This is a genomic window from Enterobacter sp. E20, assembly GCF_000801755.2.
Taxonomy (GTDB): Bacteria; Pseudomonadota; Gammaproteobacteria; order Enterobacterales; family Enterobacteriaceae; genus Enterobacter; species Enterobacter asburiae_B.
In genome coordinates this window covers 2,692,856-2,712,947 of the sequence record NZ_CP012999.1, presented here as the reverse complement: position 1 = coordinate 2,712,947, position 20,092 = coordinate 2,692,856, and the positions used below count along the sequence as shown (strand labels likewise).

Genomic DNA, 20,092 nt, shown 5'->3' with positions numbered 1-20,092 from the left:
TTACCCTCTTGCCGCAAGTGCGGTAACGCGATCGTAAGCTGCACCGGAGCGCAGTACATCCAGAACTTTTTGAACGTTGGCCTTCAGGTCTTCCTCACCGTGCAAACGCATCAGCATGGCGACGTTGGCAGCAACGGCGGCCTCATGGGCGACCTCTCCTTTACCTTGTAATAAGCGCGTGAGAATGTCACGGTTTTCTTCCGGCGTACCGCCAGCCAGCGCTTCCTGGTGATACGGGGCAAGGCCGAAGTCGGCCGCCTCCAGCTGATAGCTCAGGATTTCGCCGTCGCGCAGTTCGGCCACCAGCGTTGGCGCATGAAGAGAAACCTCATCCATACCGCCGCTGTGCACCACGGCGGCACGCTGATAACCCAGCACGCGCAGCGTCTCGGCAATCGGCAGAACCAGCTCAGGGCTGTAAACGCCAATCAGCGCCAGCGGCGGGTGGGCCGGGTTGATCAGCGGGCCGAGCACGTTAAACAGCGTGCGGGTTTTAAGCTGCTGACGAACCGGCATCGCGTGGCGGAAACCGGTGTGGTACTTCGGCGCAAACAGGAAGCAGACGCCCAGGTCATCCAGCGCTTCACGGGAACGCTCGGCGTTCATATCGAGGTTAATACCGAATGCGGCGAGCAGATCGGAAGAACCTGACCGGCTGGAAACGCTGCGGTTACCGTGCTTCGCGACCTTCAAACCGCACGCCGCCGCCACGAAGGCGCTGGCGGTGGAGATATTGATGCTGTTACTGCCGTCACCGCCGGTACCGACGATATCCGCAAACTGATAGTCCGGGCGCGGGAACGGGGCGGCATTTTCCAGCAGGGCCGTAGCGGCACCGGCGATCTCCTGCGGGCTTTCGCCGCGCACCTTCATGCTCACCAGCGCGGCTGCCAGCTGCTCAGGCTTCAGCTCACCGCGAACCACGGCGGAGAAGAGCTGATGGCTCTCCTGCTGGCTCAGGGTCTGCGCCTGATACAGTTTTTCCAGAATCGGCTGCAGGGTATTGGTCTGCTCCAGCTTCTGTAACGCCCAGTCCAGCGTCTGCTCCAGCAGGCGCGCGCCGTGGGAGGTCAGGATTGATTCCGGGTGGAACTGCAGGCCGCAGACGCGGTCCGCATCGTGGCGCACCGCCATCACCATGCCTTCAAACGAGGCGTTGATCGTCAGCCCGGCGGGAATATTGCTGCCAACCAGCGAGTGATAGCGCGCGACCGGGAGCGGGTTCGGCAGCCCGGCAAACATCGCCTGGCCGTCATGTTCAATGCTGGACGCTTTACCGTGCAGGATCTCACCCGCCTGGCCAACGTAGCCGCCATAGGCTTCAACAATCGCCTGATGGCCGAGGCAGATGCCGACGATCGGCAGTTTGCCGCGCATACGGGTCAGCAGCTCCGGCATACAGCCGGCTTCGCTCGGTGCGCCTGGCCCCGGGGAGAGCATCAGCACCGGGTTTTGCATGGTGGCCAGACGGTCAATCAGGGTCTGCGCCGGAACGTGGTTGCGGTAGATAACGACGTTATGGCCATTCGCACGCAGCTGATCTGCCAGGTTGTAGGTAAAGGAGTCGATATTATCGAGCAGCAGAATGTCAGCCATCAGAAAATCTCCTGTGCATGGTGTGCGGTAGCAATGGCGCGAAGGACCGCACGGGCTTTACTGCGCGTTTCGTCAGCTTCAGACTGCGGAACAGAATCAAGGACAATCCCGGCACCCGCCTGAACGGTGGCAATACCGTCTTCGACATAGGCGGAGCGGATTACGATGCAGGTATCGAGATCGCCGTGGGCGGTGAAGTAACCTACCGCGCCGCCGTAGCTGCCGCGACGGCGTCCTTCGGCGGCGGCAATCAGCTGCATGGCGCGTACTTTCGGTGCGCCGCTCAGGGTGCCCATGTTCATGCAGGCGCGGTAGGCGTGCAGCACGTCGAGATCGTGGCGCAGCTCGCCGACCACGCGGGAGACCAGGTGCATCACGAACGAATAGCGGTCGACTTTGGTCAGGTCCGCCACGTAGCGGCTGCCGGGAGTACAAATACGTGCCAGATCGTTACGCGCCAGGTCAACCAGCATCAGGTGCTCGGAGAGTTCTTTGTGGTCGGTACGCATTTCAAGTTCGATGCGGCTGTCCAGATCGCGATCCAGGGAGCCGTCGGCGCGACGTCCGCGCGGACGGGTTCCGGCAATCGGGTAGATCTCAATCTGACGGCTGGTGGCATCGTACTTCAGCGAGCTTTCCGGCGAGGCGCCGAACAGCGTGAACTCGTTGTCCTGCATGAAGAACATGTACGGGCTTGGGTTACTCTTTTTCAGCACGTCGTAGGCTGCGAGCGGCGACGGGCAGGGAAGGAAGAAGCGGCGTGAAGGCACCACCTGGAAAATTTCCCCGGCGCGAATCGCTTTTTGCATCTGGCGAACCACGGCGCCGTACTGATCGTCAGTCTGGTTAACGTCGCATGTCATTTTTTCCACTCGCTGCACCGGAAGCGCAGGCGGTGCTTCCGTCATCTGCTGCTGCAGCTGAGCGATGCGGTGCTCAAGGCGTTGTTTCTCAGAGACAGACGGCGTGAACAGGCTTGCCTGGATGCGGGTGTATTGCTTCTGGTGGTCGATCACCAGCAGCGTTTCAGCCAGATAGAAGCAATAATCCGGGCAGCGATTACCCTGCTCGGTTTCCGGCAAATCTTCAAAACCGGCAACCAGGTCGTAAGCAAACAGCCCGCCGAAGAACATCGCTTCACGCTCGTCTTCCGGCACGGTGACCAGATTCTGCAGCAGGCGGAAGGCATCGAAAACGGACAGGGAGCAGAGGCGCGCGTCTTCGTCCAGCAGCTGGCTCACCGGCGGAAAATGCAGAATGCGCATTTCTGGATGGCGTTCATTTTCAATGCCTGACGGCAGGGCGACATCCAGCAACGGCAGCAGCGATGCGCCATTGTCTGACAATGCCTTGATGGTGACGGTGTCACCTAAAGCGGTAATGCGCAGCGCGCTGTCGACCAGCAGCAGGCTCTTGAGATCGTCCTTGCTGTCGATATCCGCCGATTCCAGCAGCAGCGTTGCCGGACGTGCCCCGCACACCTGATGAAACAGCGCGGTCGGGTTGTGGCGATAGGCCGCCTCGCAGGTCAGCAGTTCGAGATGAGGTTTGGCTGTTTGCATGTTGTTGTTCTCATATTTTGTTCAAAAAAAAGCCCGCTGGGTAGCGGGCGGGTATCTGTTTGCATTTCGCAGACGCGTGACACTGCCCGAAGATCAGGAAGTGCGCCACCAGCCGTGCAGAGTGAAATGTGCGGTCATTTTCAGATACCTTTCTCGTGTGAACTTGCGTACTAGTTAACTAGTTCGATGGCAAGTTGTCAACCCTTGATTTCAGAATTTCGCGTTAAGTCGGTATCATGGTGTTTTCGGATGTCTCCAACCTGTTATGGGAAGTGCTTTGAGCGATACCACCTACGCCATTATTTATGATTTACACAGCCATACTCAGGCCTCTGACGGCCTGCTGACACCCGAAGCCCTGGTTCATCGCGCCGTTGAAATGCGTGTCGGCACGCTGGCGATAACCGATCACGATACGACAGATGCCATTCCGGCGGCGCGCGCCGAGATCGCCCGCAGCGGGCTGGCGCTGAATCTGGTGTCCGGCGTCGAGATCTCGACCGTCTGGGAAAACCATGAGATTCATATTGTTGGCCTGAATATCGATATAGACCATCCGGCACTTACGGCATTTTTGCAAGAACAAAAAACGCGCCGCAATCAGCGCGCAGAGATGATCGGCGAGCGTCTGGAAAAGGCGCATATTCCGGGCGCGCTGGAAGGCGCGCAAAAGATGGCGAACGGCGGGGCGGTCACCCGCGGTCATTTCGCCCGTTTTCTGGTCGACGCGGGCAAAGCGACGACCATGGCGGACGTCTTTAAAAAGTATCTGGCGCGCGGTAAAACCGGATACGTTCCGCCACAGTGGTGTACAATAAAACAAGCTATTGATGTGATTCATCATTCTGGCGGTAAGGCCGTGCTGGCCCATCCTGGGCGGTATAATCTTTCTGCTAAATGGCTGAAAAGGCTGCTGGCACACTTTGCCGAATGCGGTGGCGAGGCGATGGAAGTCGCCCAGTGTCAGCAGGCGCCCAACGAGCGCGCGCAGCTCGCGACCTATGCCCGCCAGTTCGGCCTGCTTGGGTCACAGGGGTCTGATTTCCATCAGCCCTGCGCGTGGATCGAACTGGGGCGCAAGCTCTGGCTGCCCGCTGGCGTTGAGCCGGTCTGGCAGCTCTGGGAACAGCCGCAGCAAATTGAAGAGAGGGAAGTATGAGTCAGTTTTTCTATATCCATCCGGATAACCCGCAGCCACGTCTGATCAACCAGGCCGTGGATATCGTCCGCAAAGGCGGCGTGATTGTCTACCCGACCGATTCAGGCTACGCGCTGGGCTGTAAAATTGAAGATAAAGGGGCAATGGAGCGCATTTGCCGTATTCGCCAGCTGCCGGACGGCCATAACTTTACCCTGATGTGCCGCGATCTCTCTGAGCTGTCGACCTACGCGTATGTTGATAACGTGGCGTTTCGCCTGATTAAGAACAACACGCCGGGCAACTACACCTTCATCCTGAAGGGCACGAAGGAAGTACCGCGTCGTCTGCTGCAGGAGAAACGCAAAACCATCGGAATGCGCGTACCGTCGAACCCGATTGCGCAGGCGCTGCTGGAAACCCTCGGCGAACCGATGCTTTCTACCTCGCTGATGCTGCCCGGAAGCGAGTTTACCGAGTCCGATCCGGAAGAAATTAAAGATCGTCTGGAGAAGGTGGTCGAGCTGATTATTCACGGCGGCTATCTCGGCCAGCAGCCGACCACCGTGGTCGACTTAACCGAAGATGCACCGGAAGTGATTCGTGAAGGCGTGGGTGACGTAAAGCCTTTCTTGTAAAGGTATAAGCAGATATACTACGCGGCCATCAAAGCAGGGCTCAGCCCTCTTTTGACCTGATTCGACGCCTGTGAAGGCGACACCTGAGGAAGCTCAATGAGCGAGAAGTTACAGAAAGTGCTGGCGCGTGCCGGCCACGGTTCACGCCGTGAAATCGAAGCCATTATTGAAGCGGGCCGCGTGAGTGTGGACGGTAAAATCGCCACGCTGGGTGACCGCGTAGAAATCGTACCGGGGCTGAAGATCCGCATCGACGGTCATCTTATCTCCGTGAAAGAGTCCGCTGAACAGATCTGCCGCGTGCTGGCTTACTACAAGCCGGAAGGCGAGCTGTGCACCCGCAACGACCCGGAAGGTCGTCCGACGGTGTTTGACCGTCTGCCTAAACTGCGTGGCGCTCGCTGGATTGCCGTCGGCCGTCTGGACGTGAACACCTGCGGTCTGCTGCTGTTTACCACCGATGGTGAACTGGCAAACCGTCTGATGCACCCAAGCCGTGAAGTGGAACGTGAATACGCGGTGCGCGTATTTGGCCAGGTTGACGAAAATAAACTGCGCGATCTGTCGCGTGGCGTTCAGCTGGAAGATGGTCCTGCGGCATTCAAAACCATCAAGTTTACCGGTGGGGAAGGCATTAACCAGTGGTACAACGTGACCCTGACCGAAGGCCGTAACCGCGAAGTTCGTCGTCTCTGGGAAGCGGTAGGCGTCCAGGTTAGCCGCCTGATCCGCGTCCGTTACGGCGACATTCTGCTGCCGAAAGGTCTGCCGCGCGGGGGTTATACCGAACTGGATCTGACCCAAACCAACTACCTGCGCGAGCTGGTCGGCCTGACGCCGGAAACCACCTCAAAAGTGGCGGTGGAAAAAGATCGTCGTCGCATGAAGGCGAATCAGATCCGTCGCGCGGTGAAGCGACACAGCCAGGTGAGCAGCAGTCGCCGTTCCGGCAGCCGTAACAACAACGGTTAATATAAAAGCCCGGTCAACGAACCGGGCTTTTTTCTTTAGTAATCAATTCCAATTTGCGCTTTGATGCCTGCATCAAACGCATGTTTGACCGGACGCAGCTCGCTGACGGTATCGGCCATCTCCAGAATATCCCGATGACATCCGCGCCCCGTGACGATAACCGTCTGGTGTACAGGACGATTCTTCAGAGCATCCAGCACGGCTTCCAGCGGCAGGTAGTCGTAGGCGACCATATAGGTGATCTCATCCAGCAGAACCATATTCAGCGAGGGATCGGCCAGCATTCTCTTTGCATGCTCCCAGACGGCGAGACAGGCTGCAGTATCCGTTTCCCGGTTCTGGGTATCCCACGTAAACCCGGTCGCCATCACCTGAAACTCAACGCCGTGAGGCTCAAGCAAATTCCGCTCACCGTTGGGCCATTCGCCTTTGATAAACTGGATCACGCCCACTTTTTGCCCGTGTCCGACGGCGCGTGTCGCCGTGCCGAATGCGGCGGTGGTTTTCCCTTTTCCGTTGCCGGTAAAAACGATGACGATCCCACGTTCGTCCTGGGCTGCCGCGACGCGCGCATCGACCTGTTCTTTCAGACGCTGCTGGCGCTGCTGATGACGTTCTTCACTCATTGCGAAATTCCTGGTTTACGTCCCGGCTGGGCGTCAAAGGTCATCCCGGTTTTGCGGCGGCTGTCGTCGCCCATCAGCCAGAGATAGAGCGGCATAATGTCTGCCGGGGTTTTCAGCTTCTGCGGATCTTCGCTCGGGAACGCGCTGGCGCGCATTTTGGTGCGCGTACCGCCCGGGTTAATGCAGTTTACGCGCAGATGGCGGCTCTGGTACTCCTCCGCCAGCACCTGCATCATGCCTTCGGTCGCGAATTTTGATACGGCATAGGCTCCCCAGTTTGCGCGTCCTTCACGGCCAACGCTGGACGAGGTAAAGACCAGGGACCCGGACTCGGATTTGAGTAATAAAGGAAGCAATGCCTGTGTGAGGAAAAACGTGCCGTTGACGTTGACCTGCATCACCTGCTGCCAGATATCTGGATCCTGTTCATCCATCGGACGCACTTCACCTAGCAAACCGGCGTTATGCAGCACGCCGTCGAGTCTCGGATAGTGAGCGCTGATGCGCTGGGCTAATTCCTGGCACACCGCAGGCGTGCAGGTCAGTAAATCGAGCGTATACCACGGGGCCGGCGTGCCGCATACGGCCTCAATCTCCTGGGCGACGTTTTTCAGTTTTTCTTCGTTGCGCCCGATCAGAATGACGTTGGCGCCATATTCGGCGTATGTCAGGGCTGCCTCGCGGCCAATCCCGTCGCTGGCACCGGTGACAAGAATAATCCGGTTTTGCAGCAGATTTTTTTGCGGTTGATAATGCACGGTGACTCCTCAGGCGACCGGTGACGCAATGGCGCTTTTATGATGACTTTTCGGCTTTATGCCCGAATTAGCCTAATAATTCAATCAGTCTACAGGACGCATTACTGTAAAATTAACAATTTGCAAATATTTAAACTCCAGTCCGGGGATTCCTGAAGGCGGCTCGCAGAGGTAATGTCACGAGCGAGACGCATGGGCAGGGCTGTTGTACACTGCCGTGAAAGATTCGTGGTTAAATCAAGGTGGAACGCGTGGAATTACTTTCTCAATATGGGTTGTTTTTGGCCAAAATCGCGACGGTGGTGGTTGCCATTGCGGTGGTTGCCGTTCTGATTGCCAACCTGACGCAGCGCAAGCGTCAGCGTGGGGAGTTACGCATCACCCGCCTGAGCGAGCAGTATAAAGAGATGCAGGAAGAGATGTCTCTGGCGCTGCTTGATAGTCATCAACAGAAAGTCTGGCAGAAAGCGCAGAAGAAAAAGCATAAACAGGAAGCCAAAGCGGCAAAGGCAAAAGCAAAGCTCAATGCGCCGCAGGATAAGGCCACGCCGCGCGTCTATGTGCTCGATTTTAAAGGCAGTATGGATGCGCATGAAGTGTCTTCTCTGCGGGAAGAAGTGACTGCCGTTCTGGCCGTGGCGACACCGCAGGATCAGGTTGTCGTGCGTCTTGAAAGCCCGGGCGGGGTGGTTCACGGTTACGGACTGGCCGCCTCACAGCTGCAGCGCCTGCGTGAAAAACAGATCCCGCTGACCGTTGCCGTGGATAAAGTGGCCGCGAGCGGTGGCTACATGATGGCCTGCGTGGCGGACAAAATTGTTGCCGCGCCGTTCTCCATTATTGGCTCGATCGGCGTGGTCGCGCAAATTCCGAACTTTAACCGCTTCCTGAAAAATAAAGAGATTGATATCGAACTTCACACGGCGGGTCAGTACAAGCGTACCCTGACGCTGCTGGGGGAAAACACGGAAGAAGGGCGTCAAAAATTCCGCGAAGATCTCAACGAAACGCATCATCTCTTTAAAGATTTTGTACACCGTATGCGCCCAACGCTCGATATTGAACAGGTCGCGACGGGCGAGCACTGGTACGGCATCCAGGCGCAGGAGAAAGGGCTGGTGGATGAAGTCGGAACCAGCGACGATCTGCTGCTCAATCTGATGGAAGGCCGGGAACTGGTGGGCGTGCGCTTTACCCAGCGTAAGCGACTCCTTGACCGCTTTACCAACAGTGCCGCAGAAAGCGCGGACCGTCTGCTGCTGCGCTGGCTTCAGCGCGGACAAAAACCGCTGCTGTAAACAAAAACGCGAGGCATATGCCTCGCGTTTTGCGTTAATCGACCAGGTGATATTTCTCTGAAAGCGTATGCGCCAGGTATTTGAACATGTTAAACACGGCTGTGCTTTTCGGGGTCGGTAAACCCTGTTCGTCAAGGAAGTATTCGCCGCTGAAAATCAGCACGCCATTACGCTGCTCTACGCCGGTGGCTTCAATGCCCGCCAGCGTATCTTCATGGTCACGGATAAGCTTGTTTGCTTCGATAAGCAGAGAGGCTCGGTCAATAGGTTGGGTCGTATTCTGCATAATCCACTCCTTAAACAGTGACAATAGTCTACGCCGAGGGCGCTTTGGGGGCAAATTTTCCCTGTAATGTGAGGGGATAAGGTGCAGGGGCCTGGCTGGCGGGATCTGCTTTTGCATGCTAATAAAGTTGCGTAACGAATTTTATCAGGTAGAGTGTGCGCTTTCGTCATTCTGGCAACAGAATTGCTTGACATTCAACCGGGAATTCGTCACGAATTACACGAGATGTGAGAAAAATACCCGAAAACTCAATCACCTGGGCGTCTTCTCATTAACGTCCGGTAAGTCAAAGGGGTTGATATCTCCTGACGCAGTCGCAATATCATTGGCTCGTCGTCAGCGGAAGGGAAATCAACGTGCGGCGTATTCCTGGAAGAATTAAATTAGGTAAAGGTGAATATGGGTAAAGCTCTCGTCATCGTTGAGTCCCCGGCAAAAGCCAAAACGATCAATAAGTATCTGGGTAATGACTACGTGGTTAAGTCCAGCGTCGGTCATATCCGCGATTTGCCGACCAGTGGCTCAGCCAGCAAAAAGAGCGCAGACTCTACCTCCACCAAAGGGGCTAAAAAGCCTAAAAAGGATGAACGTAGCGCGCTTGTCAACCGCATGGGTGTTAACCCATGGCATAACTGGGATGCACAATATGAAGTGCTGCCCGGGAAAGAAAAAGTCGTTAACGAGCTGAAGCAGCTTGCTGAAAAAGCAGACCACATCTATCTCGCAACCGACCTTGACCGCGAAGGGGAAGCCATTGCGTGGCACCTGCGGGAAGTGATCGGTGGTGATGACAAACGCTACAGCCGTGTAGTGTTTAATGAAATTACGAAGAATGCGATTCGTCAGGCGTTTGAGAAGCCGGGCGAACTGAATATTGACCGCGTAAACGCACAGCAGGCTCGTCGCTTTATGGACCGCGTTGTGGGCTACATGGTCTCTCCACTGCTGTGGAAGAAGATTGCCCGTGGCCTGTCCGCAGGGCGTGTGCAATCCGTCGCCGTGCGTCTGGTCGTTGAGCGTGAGCGCGAAATTAAAGCCTTCGTGCCGGAAGAGTTCTGGGAAGTCGATGCCAATGTGACCACGCCGGGCGGTGACGCTCTGCCGCTGCAGGTGAGCCATCACAACGACAAGCCTTTCCGTCCAGAAAACCGCGACCAGACCATGGCCGCCGTAGCGCTGCTGGAAAATGCACGCTATCAGGTGCTGGAACGTGAAGACAAACCGACCAGCAGCAAGCCGGGGGCACCGTTTATTACCTCCACGCTGCAACAGGCTGCAAGCACGCGTCTCGGTTATGGCGTGAAGAAGACCATGATGATGGCCCAGCGCCTGTATGAAGCGGGCTACATCACCTACATGCGTACCGACTCAACCAACCTGAGCCAGGACGCGGTCAGCATGGTGCGCGGCTACATCAGTGACAATTTCGGTAAGAAATACCTGCCGGAAAGCGCTAACCAGTTCGCCAGCAAAGAGAACTCTCAGGAAGCACACGAAGCGATTCGTCCTTCTGACGTCTCGGTGTTAGCGGAATCGCTGAAAGACATGGAAGCCGACGCGCAGAAGCTGTATCAGCTGATCTGGCGCCAGTTCGTGGCGTGCCAGATGACGCCAGCGCAGTACGACTCCACCACGCTGACCGTTGGTGCGGGTGAGTTCCGTCTCAAAGCGCGCGGTCGTATCCTGCGCTTCGACGGCTGGACGAAGGTGATGCCAGCGCTGCGTAAAGGTGATGAAGACCGAACGCTGCCGGCGGTAAATAAAGGGGATGAGCTCTCGCTGGTTGACCTCGTGCCAGCCCAGCACTTCACCAAGCCGCCTGCGCGCTTCAGTGAAGCGTCCCTGGTGAAAGAGCTGGAAAAACGCGGTATTGGTCGTCCATCGACCTACGCGTCCATCATCTCGACGATTCAGGACCGTGGCTACGTGCGCGTTGAAAACCGTCGTTTCTATGCGGAAAAAATGGGTGAGATTGTCACCGACCGTCTGGAAGCTAACTTCCGCGAGTTGATGAACTACGATTTCACCGCGCAAATGGAAGACAGCCTCGACCAGGTTGCCAGCCATCAGGCGGAATGGAAAAAGGTACTCGACAGCTTCTTCAGCGACTTTACCGACCAGCTTGAAAAAGCGGAGAAAGACCCTGAAGAGGGCGGCATGCTGCCTAACCAGATGGTTCTGACCAGCATCGACTGTCCAACCTGCGGCCGCAAGATGGGGATCCGTACCGCAACCACGGGCGTGTTCCTTGGCTGCTCCGGCTACGCGCTGTCACCAAAAGAGCGCTGCAAAACCACCATCAACCTGGTGCCTGAGAACGAAGTTCTCAACGTGCTGGAAGGTGACGATGCGGAAACTAACGCTCTGCGTGCCAAACGCCGCTGCAAGAAATGCGGCACGGCAATGGACAGCTACCTGATCGATCCAAAACGTAAGCTGCACGTCTGCGGTAATAACCCAACGTGTGACGGGTATGAGATCGAAGAGGGCGAGTTCCGCATTAAAGGCTATGACGGCCCGATTGTGGAATGCGAGAAGTGTGGTTCTGAAATGCACCTGAAAATGGGGCGTTTCGGTAAGTACATGGCCTGTACCAACGACGAGTGTAAAAACACGCGCAAAATTCTGCGTAACGGCGAAGTGGCTCCTCCTAAGGAAGATCCGGTTCCGCTACCAGAACTGCCGTGCGAGAAATCAGACGCGTACTTCGTGCTGCGTGATGGTGCCGCAGGTGTCTTCCTGGCCGCCAACACCTTCCCGAAATCGCGTGAAACGCGCGCGCCGCTGGTGGAAGAATTGCATCGCTTCCGCGATCGTCTGCCTGAGAAACTGCGTTATCTGGCCGATGCGCCACAGCAGGATCCGGAAGGCAACAAAACCGTGGTACGGTTTAGCCGTAAAACTAAGCAGCAGTATGTTGCGGCCGAGAAAGAGGGTAAAGCGACCGGATGGTCTGCCTTCTTTGTCGATGGCAAATGGGTTGAAGGCAAGAAATAATCTTCCCTTACCGTAACTTACCTGTAAAAGGGCCGGATTTCCGGCCCTTTTTTATTGCCTTGTTATTATTTTTTGTTCCGTACTATACAGTCAGGCTATAAATGATATAGTGGTTATAGTTAACCTGTTTCTTATTATTAAATCGTCTTAAGCGATTGACCGCATGCGCTAAATCGGATGGTCTGGCATGAAATTACAGCAGCTTCGTTATATCGTTGAGGTGGTGAATCATAACCTTAACGTCTCTTCTACCGCCGAGGGGTTGTATACCTCGCAACCGGGCATCAGCAAACAAGTTCGTATGCTGGAGGACGAGTTAGGTATCCAGATATTTGCCCGCAGCGGTAAGCATCTCACCCAGGTGACGCCTGCGGGGCAGGAAATCATCCGCATTGCGCGGGAAGTCCTCTCCAAAGTCGATGCGATTAAGTCAGTGGCAGGGGAACACACCTGGCCGGATAAAGGTTCGCTGTATATTGCCACGACGCATACCCAGGCGCGCTATGCGCTACCCGGCGTTATCAAAGGCTTTATCGAGCGTTATCCTCGCGTCTCTTTGCATATGCACCAGGGCTCGCCAACGCAAATTGCTGAAGCCGTTTCCAAGGGGAATGCAGATTTTGCCATCGCCACCGAAGCGCTTCATCTGTATGACGATCTGGTGATGCTTCCATGCTATCACTGGAACCGTTCTATCGTGGTGACCCCCGATCACCCCCTGGCGGGCAAAGGGTCGGTCACTATCGAAGAGCTGGCGCAATATCCGCTGGTAACGTATACGTTTGGCTTTACCGGACGGTCCGAGCTTGATACGGCCTTTAACCGGGCAGGGTTAACGCCGCGCATTGTCTTTACCGCGACGGACGCCGACGTGATTAAAACCTATGTGCGGCTTGGTCTGGGGGTGGGCGTTATTGCCAGCATGGCGGTGGATCCAGTGTCAGACCCTGACCTGGTGCGTCTTGATGCGCATGATGTTTTCAGTCATAGCACCACAAAGATTGGCTTCCGTCGCAGCACCTTCCTGCGCAGCTATATGTATGATTTTATTCAGCGCTTTGCCCCTCATTTAACGCGTGACGTGGTTGATACCGCCGTTGCATTACGCTCAAATGAAGATATTGAAGAGATGTTTAAAGACATCAAACTCCCCGAAAAATAATCACACCCGGTATCTTTCCCTTAGGGAAAGGTACCGAAATAACGCCTCAAAGCTAAATTAGAATTATCATCATCTGCGTATCCCCTGTCATATAATGTCATTATCCATTTAATCCGTATGGTTATAATGTCGTGAATTGGCGACAAAAGTAGAAACTAATTTACGCCTTCGCAAATTTTTCTTTTCAATTATTTATTTCTGGTCAAAAGATTGAATATTTCATACCTTCCGGTGCGTAAATTCACTGGCTTTTCGGCTAAAGTTTCTTTAGGATTTATCTCAACAGATGATTAATTGTACCAATTGTTTGGTCCTAAATGATAAGCGATGTCGATTGTATGAGGTTAGCAATGCCTTCAGGAAGTGAAGAACCGCAAAGGGATCCTGCGCTCAAGCGTAAAGCCTGGCTGGCGGTCTTTCTCGTCTCTACCCTGTTTTGGGTGGTGGTTGCTCTCCTGGCCTGGAAATATTGGGGTTAAATATGGCAGTGACGGTACGTACAGAAACGGTAAAACAGATGTGTCAGCATCGTGACAACGGCCACAGAGGGCGTAAAGCACCTGCGACTGTTGTACCCGCGTCCTGGAAACTGACGCCGCAGCAGCAGGCGTTTATTGATGTGTTCGCAGAAGACGAACCCAAAAAACAATAATTTAGTTAATTGCGTAATGATGCAAATAGTCTGAATATCGACTCTGCACTTTCGTACTCTTTAATAAATACACATCAGCAATATAGCACTGAGAACTTACCTCGGAACTTTTAATAAATAATGCCTGGTGTCCCTATGATGAATAACATGACGTCTCACAAATACTGGTCATGGATCGGCGTTTTTACCGTGTCGATTCTGTTCTGGAGTCAGCTCATCTGGTTGGCCCTCCACTAAATTGTAAAACCTCGTTACGGCGGGGTTTTTGTTTTTCCTTTCTGGACCAATCCTAAATTTATCAATTTGGGTTGTTATCAAAACGTTACGACATCTTTGTGTTATCTTTAATTACGGCCCTGATGATTGTCGGGGCATCTCTGTGATTAAGGAGGAGCTTATGTCGTTAACCCTACGCGAAGCCAGTAAGGATACGTTACAGGCAGAAAATAAAACCTGGCATTACTACAGCCTGCCGCTGGCTGCCAGAACGCTTGGGGACATTTCGCGTTTACCCAAGTCATTGAAAGTTTTACTCGAAAATCTATTGCGCTGGCAGGACGGTGACTCTGTCACCCTCGATGATATCCAGGCGCTGGCAGGGTGGCTGGAAAATGCCCATGCCGACAGAGAAATCGCCTACCGCCCGGCCAGGGTGCTGATGCAGGACTTTACCGGTGTTCCTGCCGTCGTTGATTTAGCCGCGATGCGCGAGGCCGTTAAGCGTCTCGGCGGAGATACGGCAAAAGTGAATCCGCTTTCCCCCGTTGACCTCGTCATTGACCACTCCGTAACCGTTGACCGCTTTGGTGATGATGACGCCTTTGGCGAGAACGTGCGTCTGGAGATGGAGCGCAACCACGAGCGCTACGTGTTCCTGAAGTGGGGGCAGCAGGCGTTCAGCCGGTTTAGCGTGGTCCCGCCGGGTACCGGTATTTGTCACCAGGTTAACCTTGAATATCTGGGTAAAGCTGTCTGGAGTGAATTGCAGGATAAAGAGTGGGTCGCCTATCCGGACACGCTGGTGGGCACGGACTCCCATACCACCATGATCAACGGTCTGGGCGTGCTGGGCTGGGGCGTCGGGGGTATCGAAGCGGAAGCGGCCATGCTCGGCCAGCCGGTGTCCATGCTTATCCCTGACGTGGTGGGCTTCAAGCTCACCGGCAAGCTGTCTGAAGGCATAACCGCCACCGATCTGGTGCTCACCGTCACCCAGATGCTGCGTAAGCATGGTGTGGTGGGCAAGTTTGTAGAATTCTACGGGGATGGTCTGGATTCGCTGCCGCTGGCCGACCGTGCCACAATTGCCAATATGGCGCCGGAATACGGTGCTACCTGCGGCTTTTTCCCCATCGATGACGTCACGCTGGAGTACATGCGCCTTAGCGGGCGCAGCGAAGAGCAGGTCGCGCTGGTGGAGGCCTATACCAAAGCGCAGGGCATGTGGCGAAACCCGGGCGATGAACCGGTCTTCACCAGCACGCTCGAACTCGATATGGGAAGCGTCGAGGCGAGCCTCGCCGGACCGAAACGTCCGCAGGATCGGGTTGCGTTGAGTGACGTGCCAAAAGCCTTTGCCGCCAGCAATGCCCTGGAAGTGAACGTGGCGCAGAAAGATCACCGTCCGGTCGACTATGTTCTGAACGGACATCAGTATCAGCTCCCGGATGGCGCGGTTGTGATTGCGGCTATTACCTCCTGCACCAACACATCGAACCCCAGCGTATTAATGGCGGCCGGTCTGCTGGCGAAAAAGGCGGTAGAGCTTGGGCTAAAACCTCAGCCATGGGTCAAGGCCTCGCTGGCACCGGGTTCCAAAGTGGTATCGGATTACCTGGCGCAGGCCAAACTGACGCCGTACCTTGACGAACTGGGCTTCAACCTCGTGGGCTACGGCTGTACGACCTGTATTGGTAACTCCGGTCCGCTGCCTGAACCCATTGAAACGGCGATCAAGCAGGGTGACCTGACGGTAGGCGCGGTCCTGTCCGGTAACCGAAACTTTGAAGGGCGTATTCACCCGCTGGTGAAAACCAACTGGCTCGCCTCACCGCCGCTGGTCGTGGCGTATGCACTTGCAGGGAACATGAATATCAACCTGGCGACCGATCCGATTGGTCACGATCGCAAGAACGATCCTGTCTACCTGAAAGATATCTGGCCATCTTCGCGTGAAATCGCGCTGGCCGTCGAAAAGGTCTCAACCGAGATGTTCCGCAAAGAGTATGCGGAGGTCTTTGAAGGTACGCCGGAATGGAAAACCATCAACGTCGTGGGCTCAGATACCTACGACTGGCAGGATGACTCGACCTATATTCGTCTGTCGCCGTTCTTTGATGAGATGCTGGCCGAGCCGGCACCGCTTAAGGATATCCACGGCGCGCGCATACTGGCGATGCTGGGAGATTCCGTCACGACCGACCATATCTCTCCGGCGGGGAGTATCAAAGCCGATAGCCCGGCAGGCCGTTATCTGCAGAGCCGGGGCGTCGAACGCCGCGATTTTAACTCCTACGGCTCGCGTCGCGGCAATCATGAGGTCATGATGCGCGGGACCTTTGCCAACATCCGCATTCGTAACGAGATGGTACCGGGCGTGGAAGGGGGCATGACGCGCCATCTGCCGGGGACGGAAGTGGTTTCGATCTATGATGCGGCGGTCAAATATCAACAGGAAGGTACGCCGCTGGCGGTGATCGCCGGGAAAGAGTACGGTTCCGGCTCCAGCCGCGACTGGGCGGCGAAAGGTCCGCGTCTGCTTGGCGTTCGCGTGGTTATCGCCGAATCGTTTGAACGTATTCACCGCTCGAATCTGATCGGTATGGGGATCCTGCCGCTCGAGTTCCCGCAGGGCGTGACGCGTAAAACGCTGGGACTGACCGGGGAAGAGCAGATCGAGATTAGCGGTCTGCAAAACCTGCAGCCGGGTAAAACGGTGCCGGTGAAGTTAAAGCGGGCAGACGGGAAAACCGAGGTGCTGGATTGCCGGTGCCGTATTGATACGGCAACCGAGCTGACCTATTACCAGAACGACGGCATTTTACATTATGTGATTCGTAAGATGCTGGACTGATGAAACGAGCCCGGCACCCGTGCCGGGCTTTTTAGCCTCACTCTTTCAGCAGATGGCCCATTTTGGCGGCTTTGGTATCCAGGTAGTGGGCGTTTTTCGGGTTTCGGCCGACAATCAGCGGTACGCGCTCGACGATGTTGATCCCCGCTTCGGTCAGGATCTCCACTTTTTTCGGATTATTGGTCAGCAGGCGAACTTCGTCCACGCCCAGCAACTTGAACATATCGGCGCACAAGGTGAAGTCGCGTTCGTCAGCGGCAAAGCCAAGCTGATGGTTTGCTTCAACCGTATCGTAGCCCTGGTCCTGAAGCGCGTAAGCGCGGATTTTATTCAGCAGACCAATATTACGACCTTCCTGACGGTGATAAAGCAGCACACCGCGACCTTCTTCTGCAATATGAGACAGGGCGGCTTCCAGCTGGAAACCACAATCACAGCGCAGGCTGAACAGCGCGTCGCCGGTAAGACACTCTGAATGGACGCGGGACAGAACCGGCGTCTGCCCTGAAATGTCACCATAAACCAGCGCGACATGATCCTGTCCGGTTGCCAGTTCTTCAAAACCCACCATCAGGAAATCGCCCCATGGGGTTGGCAGTTTGGCTTCTGCCACACGTTTAAGCTGCATGTGATTCTCCAGAGTAGGCTGACACGTTTCGTGCCTTTGCCCTGTTTTGCTTTCTGTATCAGTTCATTTTGCCACAAGCTCAGCAGGTTCGCCTAATGGGCACCATGCTATATGAACGTTAAACGCACGATCCGACATATCCACCCGGATGATTAATTTCAGTTATGATTGTGACGCTTAGCGAAAAAGGAGAAGACATGCTTTCAATCGCCAGACGTACGGCAGCAGGTGCGGCCATTTTACTGATTATGCCTCTGGCCGTATGGCTTTCAGGCTGGATGTGGCAGCCCGGGCAGAACGCCACGCGGCTGAAAACGTTATACTGGATAACGGAAACGGTCACCCAACCTTGGGGGATTATTACCCACGTACTCCTCTGCGCCTGGTTTCTGTGGTGTCTGCGCTTTCGTTTGCGCGCGGCGCTGATGCTCTTTGCGATCCTCGGGGGCGCTATCATTGTCGGTCAGGGCGTGAAGTCCTGGGTTAAAGATCGCGTTCAGGAGCCGCGTCCTTTTGTCGTCTGGCTGGAAAAAACGCATCATGTTCCGGTAGATGAGTTCTACAATTTAAAGCGTAAAGATCGCGGCGCGCTGGTGAAAGAACAGCTTGCGGAACAGCAGAATATCCCGAAATTCTTGCGTAAACACTGGCAGAAAGAGACCGGGTTCGCGTTTCCTTCCGGCCACACCATGTTTGCGGCCAGCTGGGCGTTGCTGGGGGTTGGGCTGCTTTGGCCAAGGCGTCGAACGATCACTATCGTGATTTTACTGATCTGGGCGACCGGGGTTATGGGCAGCCGCCTGCTGCTGGGGATGCACTGGCCGCGGGACCTGGTCGTCGCCACGCTCATCTCATGGCTGCTGATTATGATGGCGACCTGGCTCACTGAACGATTCTGCGGCCCGCTAACGCCACCGCCAGAAGAGAAAGAAGAAATAGCCGAAAGGGACCAGACAGACGCCTGACGGTTGATATTCCGTATTTTGCCCATAGATCCATGACCTGCGCGACACTTTTTCCGTTTCGCGCTCGTCGCTAAAATGGTAGTTTATAAGGCTGATTGCGGTGAATTGAACACACTTTATTCGCTTGAACCACATAACGGGAAGTAATGTGAAATATTTACTCATTTTCTTACTGGTATTGGCGATTTTTGTCATTTCAGTCACGTTGGGTGCACAAAACGATCAGCAGGTGACGTTTAACTATCTGCTGGCTCAGGGTGAGTATCGCGTCTCGAGCCTGCTGGCGGTCTTATTTGCTGCCGGCTTTGCCATTGGCTGGCTGGTTTGCGGTCTGTTCTGGCTGAAAGTCCGTGTTTCTCTTGCGCGCGCTGAACGTAAAATTAAGCGACTCGAAAATAACATTGCCCCTGCGTCTGACATTCCGGAAAGCTCTGGTGTGCCGGTCGTGAAGGAATAATCGACTATGCTGGAGTTGTTGTTTCTGCTTTTGCCTGTAGCCGCAGCCTATGGCTGGTATATGGGCCGCAGAAGTGCGCAACAAACAAAACAGGATGAGGCCAACCGGCTCTCCCGCGACTACGTTGCGGGGGTGAACTTCCTCCTGAGCAATCAGCAGGACAAAGCGGTAGATCTGTTCCTCGATATGCTGAAAGAGGATACGGGGACGGTTGAAGCGCATCTCACCCTGGGCAACCTGTTCCGCTCGCGCGGCGAGGTCGATCGCGCCATTCGTATTCACCAGACTCTGATGGAAAGCGCCTCGCTGACCTACGATCAACGTCTCCTTGCGGTGCAACAGCTGGGGCGGGATTACATGGCCGCGGGGTTGTACGATCGCGCTGAAGATATGTTCGCGCAGCTGGTGGACGAAACAGATTTCCGCATCGGCGCGCTGCAGCAGCTCCTGCAGATTTATCAGGCCACCAGCGACTGGCAGAAAGCCATTGATACCGCTGAACGCCTGGTGAAGCTGGGTAAAGATAAGCAGCGCGTTGAGATCGCCCATTTCTACTGTGAGCTTGCGCTTCAGCAGATGGGCAACGACGACATGGATAAAGCCATGGCGCTGCTGAAGAAAGGCGCCGCGGCGGACCGCAACAGCGCGCGCATCTCCATCATGATGGGGCGCGTCTTTATGGCGAATGGCGACTACGCCAAAGCCGTTGAAAGCCTGCTGCGGGTTATCGACCAGGACAAAGAACTGGTCAGTGAAACTCTGGAAATGCTGCAAACCTGCTATCAACAGCTCGACAAGCAGGAAGAGTGGGTAGCTTTCCTGCGTCGCTGCGTGGAAGAAAATACCGGCGCCACCGCTGAACTGATGCTCTCAGACGTCGTTGAGCAGTATGAGGGAAGCGACACCGCGCAGGTTTATATTACGCGTCAGCTGCAGCGTCATCCGACCATGCGGGTGTTCCACAAGCTGATGGATTACCACCTGAACGACGCAGAAGAAGGGCGCGCCAAAGAGAGCCTGATGGTGCTGCGCGACATGGTTGGCGAACAGGTGCGCAGCAAGCCGCGCTATCGTTGCCAGAAGTGTGGTTTTACCGCGTATACGCTCTACTGGCACTGTCCTTCCTGCCGCGCCTGGTCCACCATCAAGCCAATCCGTGGCTTGGACGGGCAGTAATTTTTTAAAACGCCGCATTTTAGTTACAACATACTAATGGTTTTTCCTCTGTCCTGTGCTCCGTGCGGTTTGCCGGCCTTGCAGGCGCGTAAATGGATCCTGTCAATT

20 protein-coding genes and 1 other annotated feature are annotated in these 20,092 nt (G+C 55.3%); of the genes, 13 read left to right on the top strand and 7 right to left on the bottom strand.

Annotated features, from left to right (window positions below; all coding sequences use genetic code 11):
• The 3 genes from trpD to trpL all read right to left on the bottom strand — a co-directional run bounded on the left by trpD (position 1) and on the right by trpL (position 3,296).
• A complete protein-coding gene (trpD, locus tag NI40_RS12695; protein WP_023312079.1) occupies positions 1-1,596 on the bottom strand; it encodes a bifunctional anthranilate synthase glutamate amidotransferase component TrpG/anthranilate phosphoribosyltransferase TrpD in 1,596 nt (531 codons plus the stop codon).
• Positions 1,596-3,158 (bottom strand): anthranilate synthase component 1, encoded by a 1,563-nt coding sequence (locus NI40_RS12690; protein WP_039263560.1) that lies wholly within the window; start codon positions 3,156-3,158, stop codon positions 1,596-1,598. Before NI40_RS12690 ends, trpD begins: the two co-directional genes overlap by 1 nt.
• Before the next feature lie 23 nt (positions 3,159-3,181).
• Positions 3,182-3,275, bottom strand: a sequence feature (Trp leader region).
• Entirely contained in the window at positions 3,252-3,296 is a 45-nt protein-coding gene (trpL, locus tag NI40_RS24495; protein ID WP_106993556.1) for a trp operon leader peptide, read from the bottom strand. Its footprint overlaps the feature before it by 24 nt.
• Before the next feature lie 139 nt (positions 3,297-3,435).
• Between trpL and rnm the strand changes: the two genes are divergently transcribed.
• The 3 genes from rnm (at position 3,436) to rluB (ending at position 5,906) form a co-directional block, all read left to right on the top strand.
• Positions 3,436-4,317, top strand: coding sequence for an RNase RNM (rnm, locus tag NI40_RS12685; RefSeq protein ID WP_032656720.1), 882 nt, complete (start codon positions 3,436-3,438; stop codon positions 4,315-4,317).
• A complete protein-coding gene (locus NI40_RS12680) occupies positions 4,314-4,934 on the top strand; it encodes an L-threonylcarbamoyladenylate synthase (protein WP_039263559.1) in 621 nt (206 codons plus the stop codon). Before rnm ends, NI40_RS12680 begins: the two co-directional genes overlap by 4 nt.
• A gap of 96 nt (positions 4,935-5,030) precedes the next feature.
• On the top strand, positions 5,031-5,906 hold the full coding sequence (gene rluB / locus NI40_RS12675; protein ID WP_023312076.1) for a 23S rRNA pseudouridine(2605) synthase RluB: 876 nt from the start codon (positions 5,031-5,033) through the stop codon (positions 5,904-5,906).
• Between the two features lie 35 nt (positions 5,907-5,941).
• On the opposite strand, the gene cobO is transcribed toward rluB, so the two are convergent.
• Both cobO and NI40_RS12665 read right to left on the bottom strand, forming a co-directional pair.
• Entirely contained in the window at positions 5,942-6,532 is a 591-nt protein-coding gene (gene cobO / locus NI40_RS12670; protein ID WP_023312075.1) for a cob(I)yrinic acid a,c-diamide adenosyltransferase, read from the bottom strand.
• Positions 6,529-7,290 (bottom strand): YciK family oxidoreductase, encoded by a 762-nt coding sequence (locus NI40_RS12665; RefSeq protein WP_039263558.1) that lies wholly within the window; start codon positions 7,288-7,290, stop codon positions 6,529-6,531. The genes cobO and NI40_RS12665 overlap by 4 nt, the downstream gene beginning before the upstream one ends.
• A gap of 251 nt (positions 7,291-7,541) precedes the next feature.
• On the opposite strand from NI40_RS12665, the gene sohB reads away from it, so the two are divergent.
• Complete coding sequence (gene sohB, locus NI40_RS12660) at positions 7,542-8,588, top strand: protease SohB (protein WP_039263557.1); 1,047 nt, start codon at positions 7,542-7,544, stop codon at positions 8,586-8,588.
• Between the two features lie 34 nt (positions 8,589-8,622).
• On the opposite strand, the gene NI40_RS12655 is transcribed toward sohB, so the two are convergent.
• Complete coding sequence (locus tag NI40_RS12655; protein WP_023312072.1) at positions 8,623-8,874, bottom strand: YciN family protein; 252 nt, start codon at positions 8,872-8,874, stop codon at positions 8,623-8,625.
• A gap of 399 nt (positions 8,875-9,273) precedes the next feature.
• On the opposite strand from NI40_RS12655, the gene topA reads away from it, so the two are divergent.
• From topA to acnA, 6 genes are all read left to right on the top strand, one after another.
• Positions 9,274-11,871 carry a type I DNA topoisomerase gene (topA, locus tag NI40_RS12650; RefSeq protein WP_039263555.1) on the top strand — a complete coding sequence of 866 codons (2,598 nt, stop codon included), beginning with the start codon at positions 9,274-9,276 and terminating at the stop codon, positions 11,869-11,871.
• A 187-nt stretch (positions 11,872-12,058) separates the two neighbouring features.
• Complete coding sequence (gene cysB / locus NI40_RS12645) at positions 12,059-13,033, top strand: HTH-type transcriptional regulator CysB (RefSeq protein WP_008502814.1); 975 nt, start codon at positions 12,059-12,061, stop codon at positions 13,031-13,033.
• 338 nt (positions 13,034-13,371) lie between these two features.
• Positions 13,372-13,512 carry a YmiA family putative membrane protein gene (locus NI40_RS22945; RefSeq protein ID WP_213327741.1) on the top strand — a complete coding sequence of 47 codons (141 nt, stop codon included), beginning with the start codon at positions 13,372-13,374 and terminating at the stop codon, positions 13,510-13,512.
• 38 nt (positions 13,513-13,550) lie between these two features.
• On the top strand, positions 13,551-13,685 hold the full coding sequence (locus tag NI40_RS24325; protein ID WP_072162352.1) for a hypothetical protein: 135 nt from the start codon (positions 13,551-13,553) through the stop codon (positions 13,683-13,685).
• A gap of 138 nt (positions 13,686-13,823) precedes the next feature.
• Positions 13,824-13,922 (top strand): small membrane protein YmiC, encoded by a 99-nt coding sequence (gene ymiC, locus NI40_RS24320; protein WP_032623144.1) that lies wholly within the window; start codon positions 13,824-13,826, stop codon positions 13,920-13,922.
• A 160-nt stretch (positions 13,923-14,082) separates the two neighbouring features.
• A complete protein-coding gene (acnA, locus tag NI40_RS12640) occupies positions 14,083-16,758 on the top strand; it encodes an aconitate hydratase AcnA (protein ID WP_039263554.1) in 2,676 nt (891 codons plus the stop codon).
• 37 nt (positions 16,759-16,795) lie between these two features.
• Here acnA and ribA read toward each other — a convergent pair whose 3' ends face one another.
• Positions 16,796-17,386 carry a GTP cyclohydrolase II gene (gene ribA / locus NI40_RS12635; protein ID WP_008501210.1) on the bottom strand — a complete coding sequence of 197 codons (591 nt, stop codon included), beginning with the start codon at positions 17,384-17,386 and terminating at the stop codon, positions 16,796-16,798.
• Positions 17,387-17,583: 197 nt separating this feature from the next.
• Between ribA and pgpB the strand changes: the two genes are divergently transcribed.
• The 3 genes from pgpB to lapB all read left to right on the top strand — a co-directional run bounded on the left by pgpB (position 17,584) and on the right by lapB (position 19,984).
• Positions 17,584-18,351 carry a phosphatidylglycerophosphatase B gene (gene pgpB, locus NI40_RS12630; protein ID WP_039263553.1) on the top strand — a complete coding sequence of 256 codons (768 nt, stop codon included), beginning with the start codon at positions 17,584-17,586 and terminating at the stop codon, positions 18,349-18,351.
• A gap of 148 nt (positions 18,352-18,499) precedes the next feature.
• Positions 18,500-18,808: a LapA family protein gene (locus NI40_RS12625; RefSeq protein ID WP_023312067.1), complete on the top strand. Its 309-nt coding sequence runs from the start codon at positions 18,500-18,502 to the stop codon at positions 18,806-18,808.
• Positions 18,809-18,814: 6 nt separating this feature from the next.
• On the top strand, positions 18,815-19,984 hold the full coding sequence (lapB, locus tag NI40_RS12620) for a lipopolysaccharide assembly protein LapB (RefSeq protein WP_023335944.1): 1,170 nt from the start codon (positions 18,815-18,817) through the stop codon (positions 19,982-19,984).
• The last annotated feature ends 108 nt before the right edge of the window (positions 19,985-20,092 follow it).

What these genes read in the sequence shown, in the direction of transcription:
- trpD (WP_023312079.1), bottom strand. Translation starts at nt 1,596, where the DNA reads ATGGCTGACATTCTGCTGCTCGATAATATCGACTCCTTTACCTACAAC.
- NI40_RS12690 (WP_039263560.1), bottom strand. Translation starts at nt 3,158, where the DNA reads ATGCAAACAGCCAAACCTCATCTCGAACTGCTGACCTGCGAGGCGGCC.
- NI40_RS12680 (WP_039263559.1), top strand. Translation starts at nt 4,314, where the DNA reads ATGAGTCAGTTTTTCTATATCCATCCGGATAACCCGCAGCCACGTCTG.
- rluB (WP_023312076.1), top strand. Translation starts at nt 5,031, where the DNA reads ATGAGCGAGAAGTTACAGAAAGTGCTGGCGCGTGCCGGCCACGGTTCA.
- cobO (WP_023312075.1), bottom strand. Translation starts at nt 6,532, where the DNA reads ATGAGTGAAGAACGTCATCAGCAGCGCCAGCAGCGTCTGAAAGAACAG.
- NI40_RS12655 (WP_023312072.1), bottom strand. Translation starts at nt 8,874, where the DNA reads ATGCAGAATACGACCCAACCTATTGACCGAGCCTCTCTGCTTATCGAA.
- topA (WP_039263555.1), top strand. Translation starts at nt 9,274, where the DNA reads ATGGGTAAAGCTCTCGTCATCGTTGAGTCCCCGGCAAAAGCCAAAACG.
- cysB (WP_008502814.1), top strand. Translation starts at nt 12,059, where the DNA reads ATGAAATTACAGCAGCTTCGTTATATCGTTGAGGTGGTGAATCATAAC.
- NI40_RS22945 (WP_213327741.1), top strand. Translation starts at nt 13,372, where the DNA reads ATGAGGTTAGCAATGCCTTCAGGAAGTGAAGAACCGCAAAGGGATCCT.
- NI40_RS24325 (WP_072162352.1), top strand. Translation starts at nt 13,551, where the DNA reads ATGTGTCAGCATCGTGACAACGGCCACAGAGGGCGTAAAGCACCTGCG.
- ymiC (WP_032623144.1), top strand. Translation starts at nt 13,824, where the DNA reads ATGAATAACATGACGTCTCACAAATACTGGTCATGGATCGGCGTTTTT.
- acnA (WP_039263554.1), top strand. Translation starts at nt 14,083, where the DNA reads ATGTCGTTAACCCTACGCGAAGCCAGTAAGGATACGTTACAGGCAGAA.
- ribA (WP_008501210.1), bottom strand. Translation starts at nt 17,386, where the DNA reads ATGCAGCTTAAACGTGTGGCAGAAGCCAAACTGCCAACCCCATGGGGC.
- pgpB (WP_039263553.1), top strand. Translation starts at nt 17,584, where the DNA reads ATGCTTTCAATCGCCAGACGTACGGCAGCAGGTGCGGCCATTTTACTG.
- lapB (WP_023335944.1), top strand. Translation starts at nt 18,815, where the DNA reads ATGCTGGAGTTGTTGTTTCTGCTTTTGCCTGTAGCCGCAGCCTATGGC.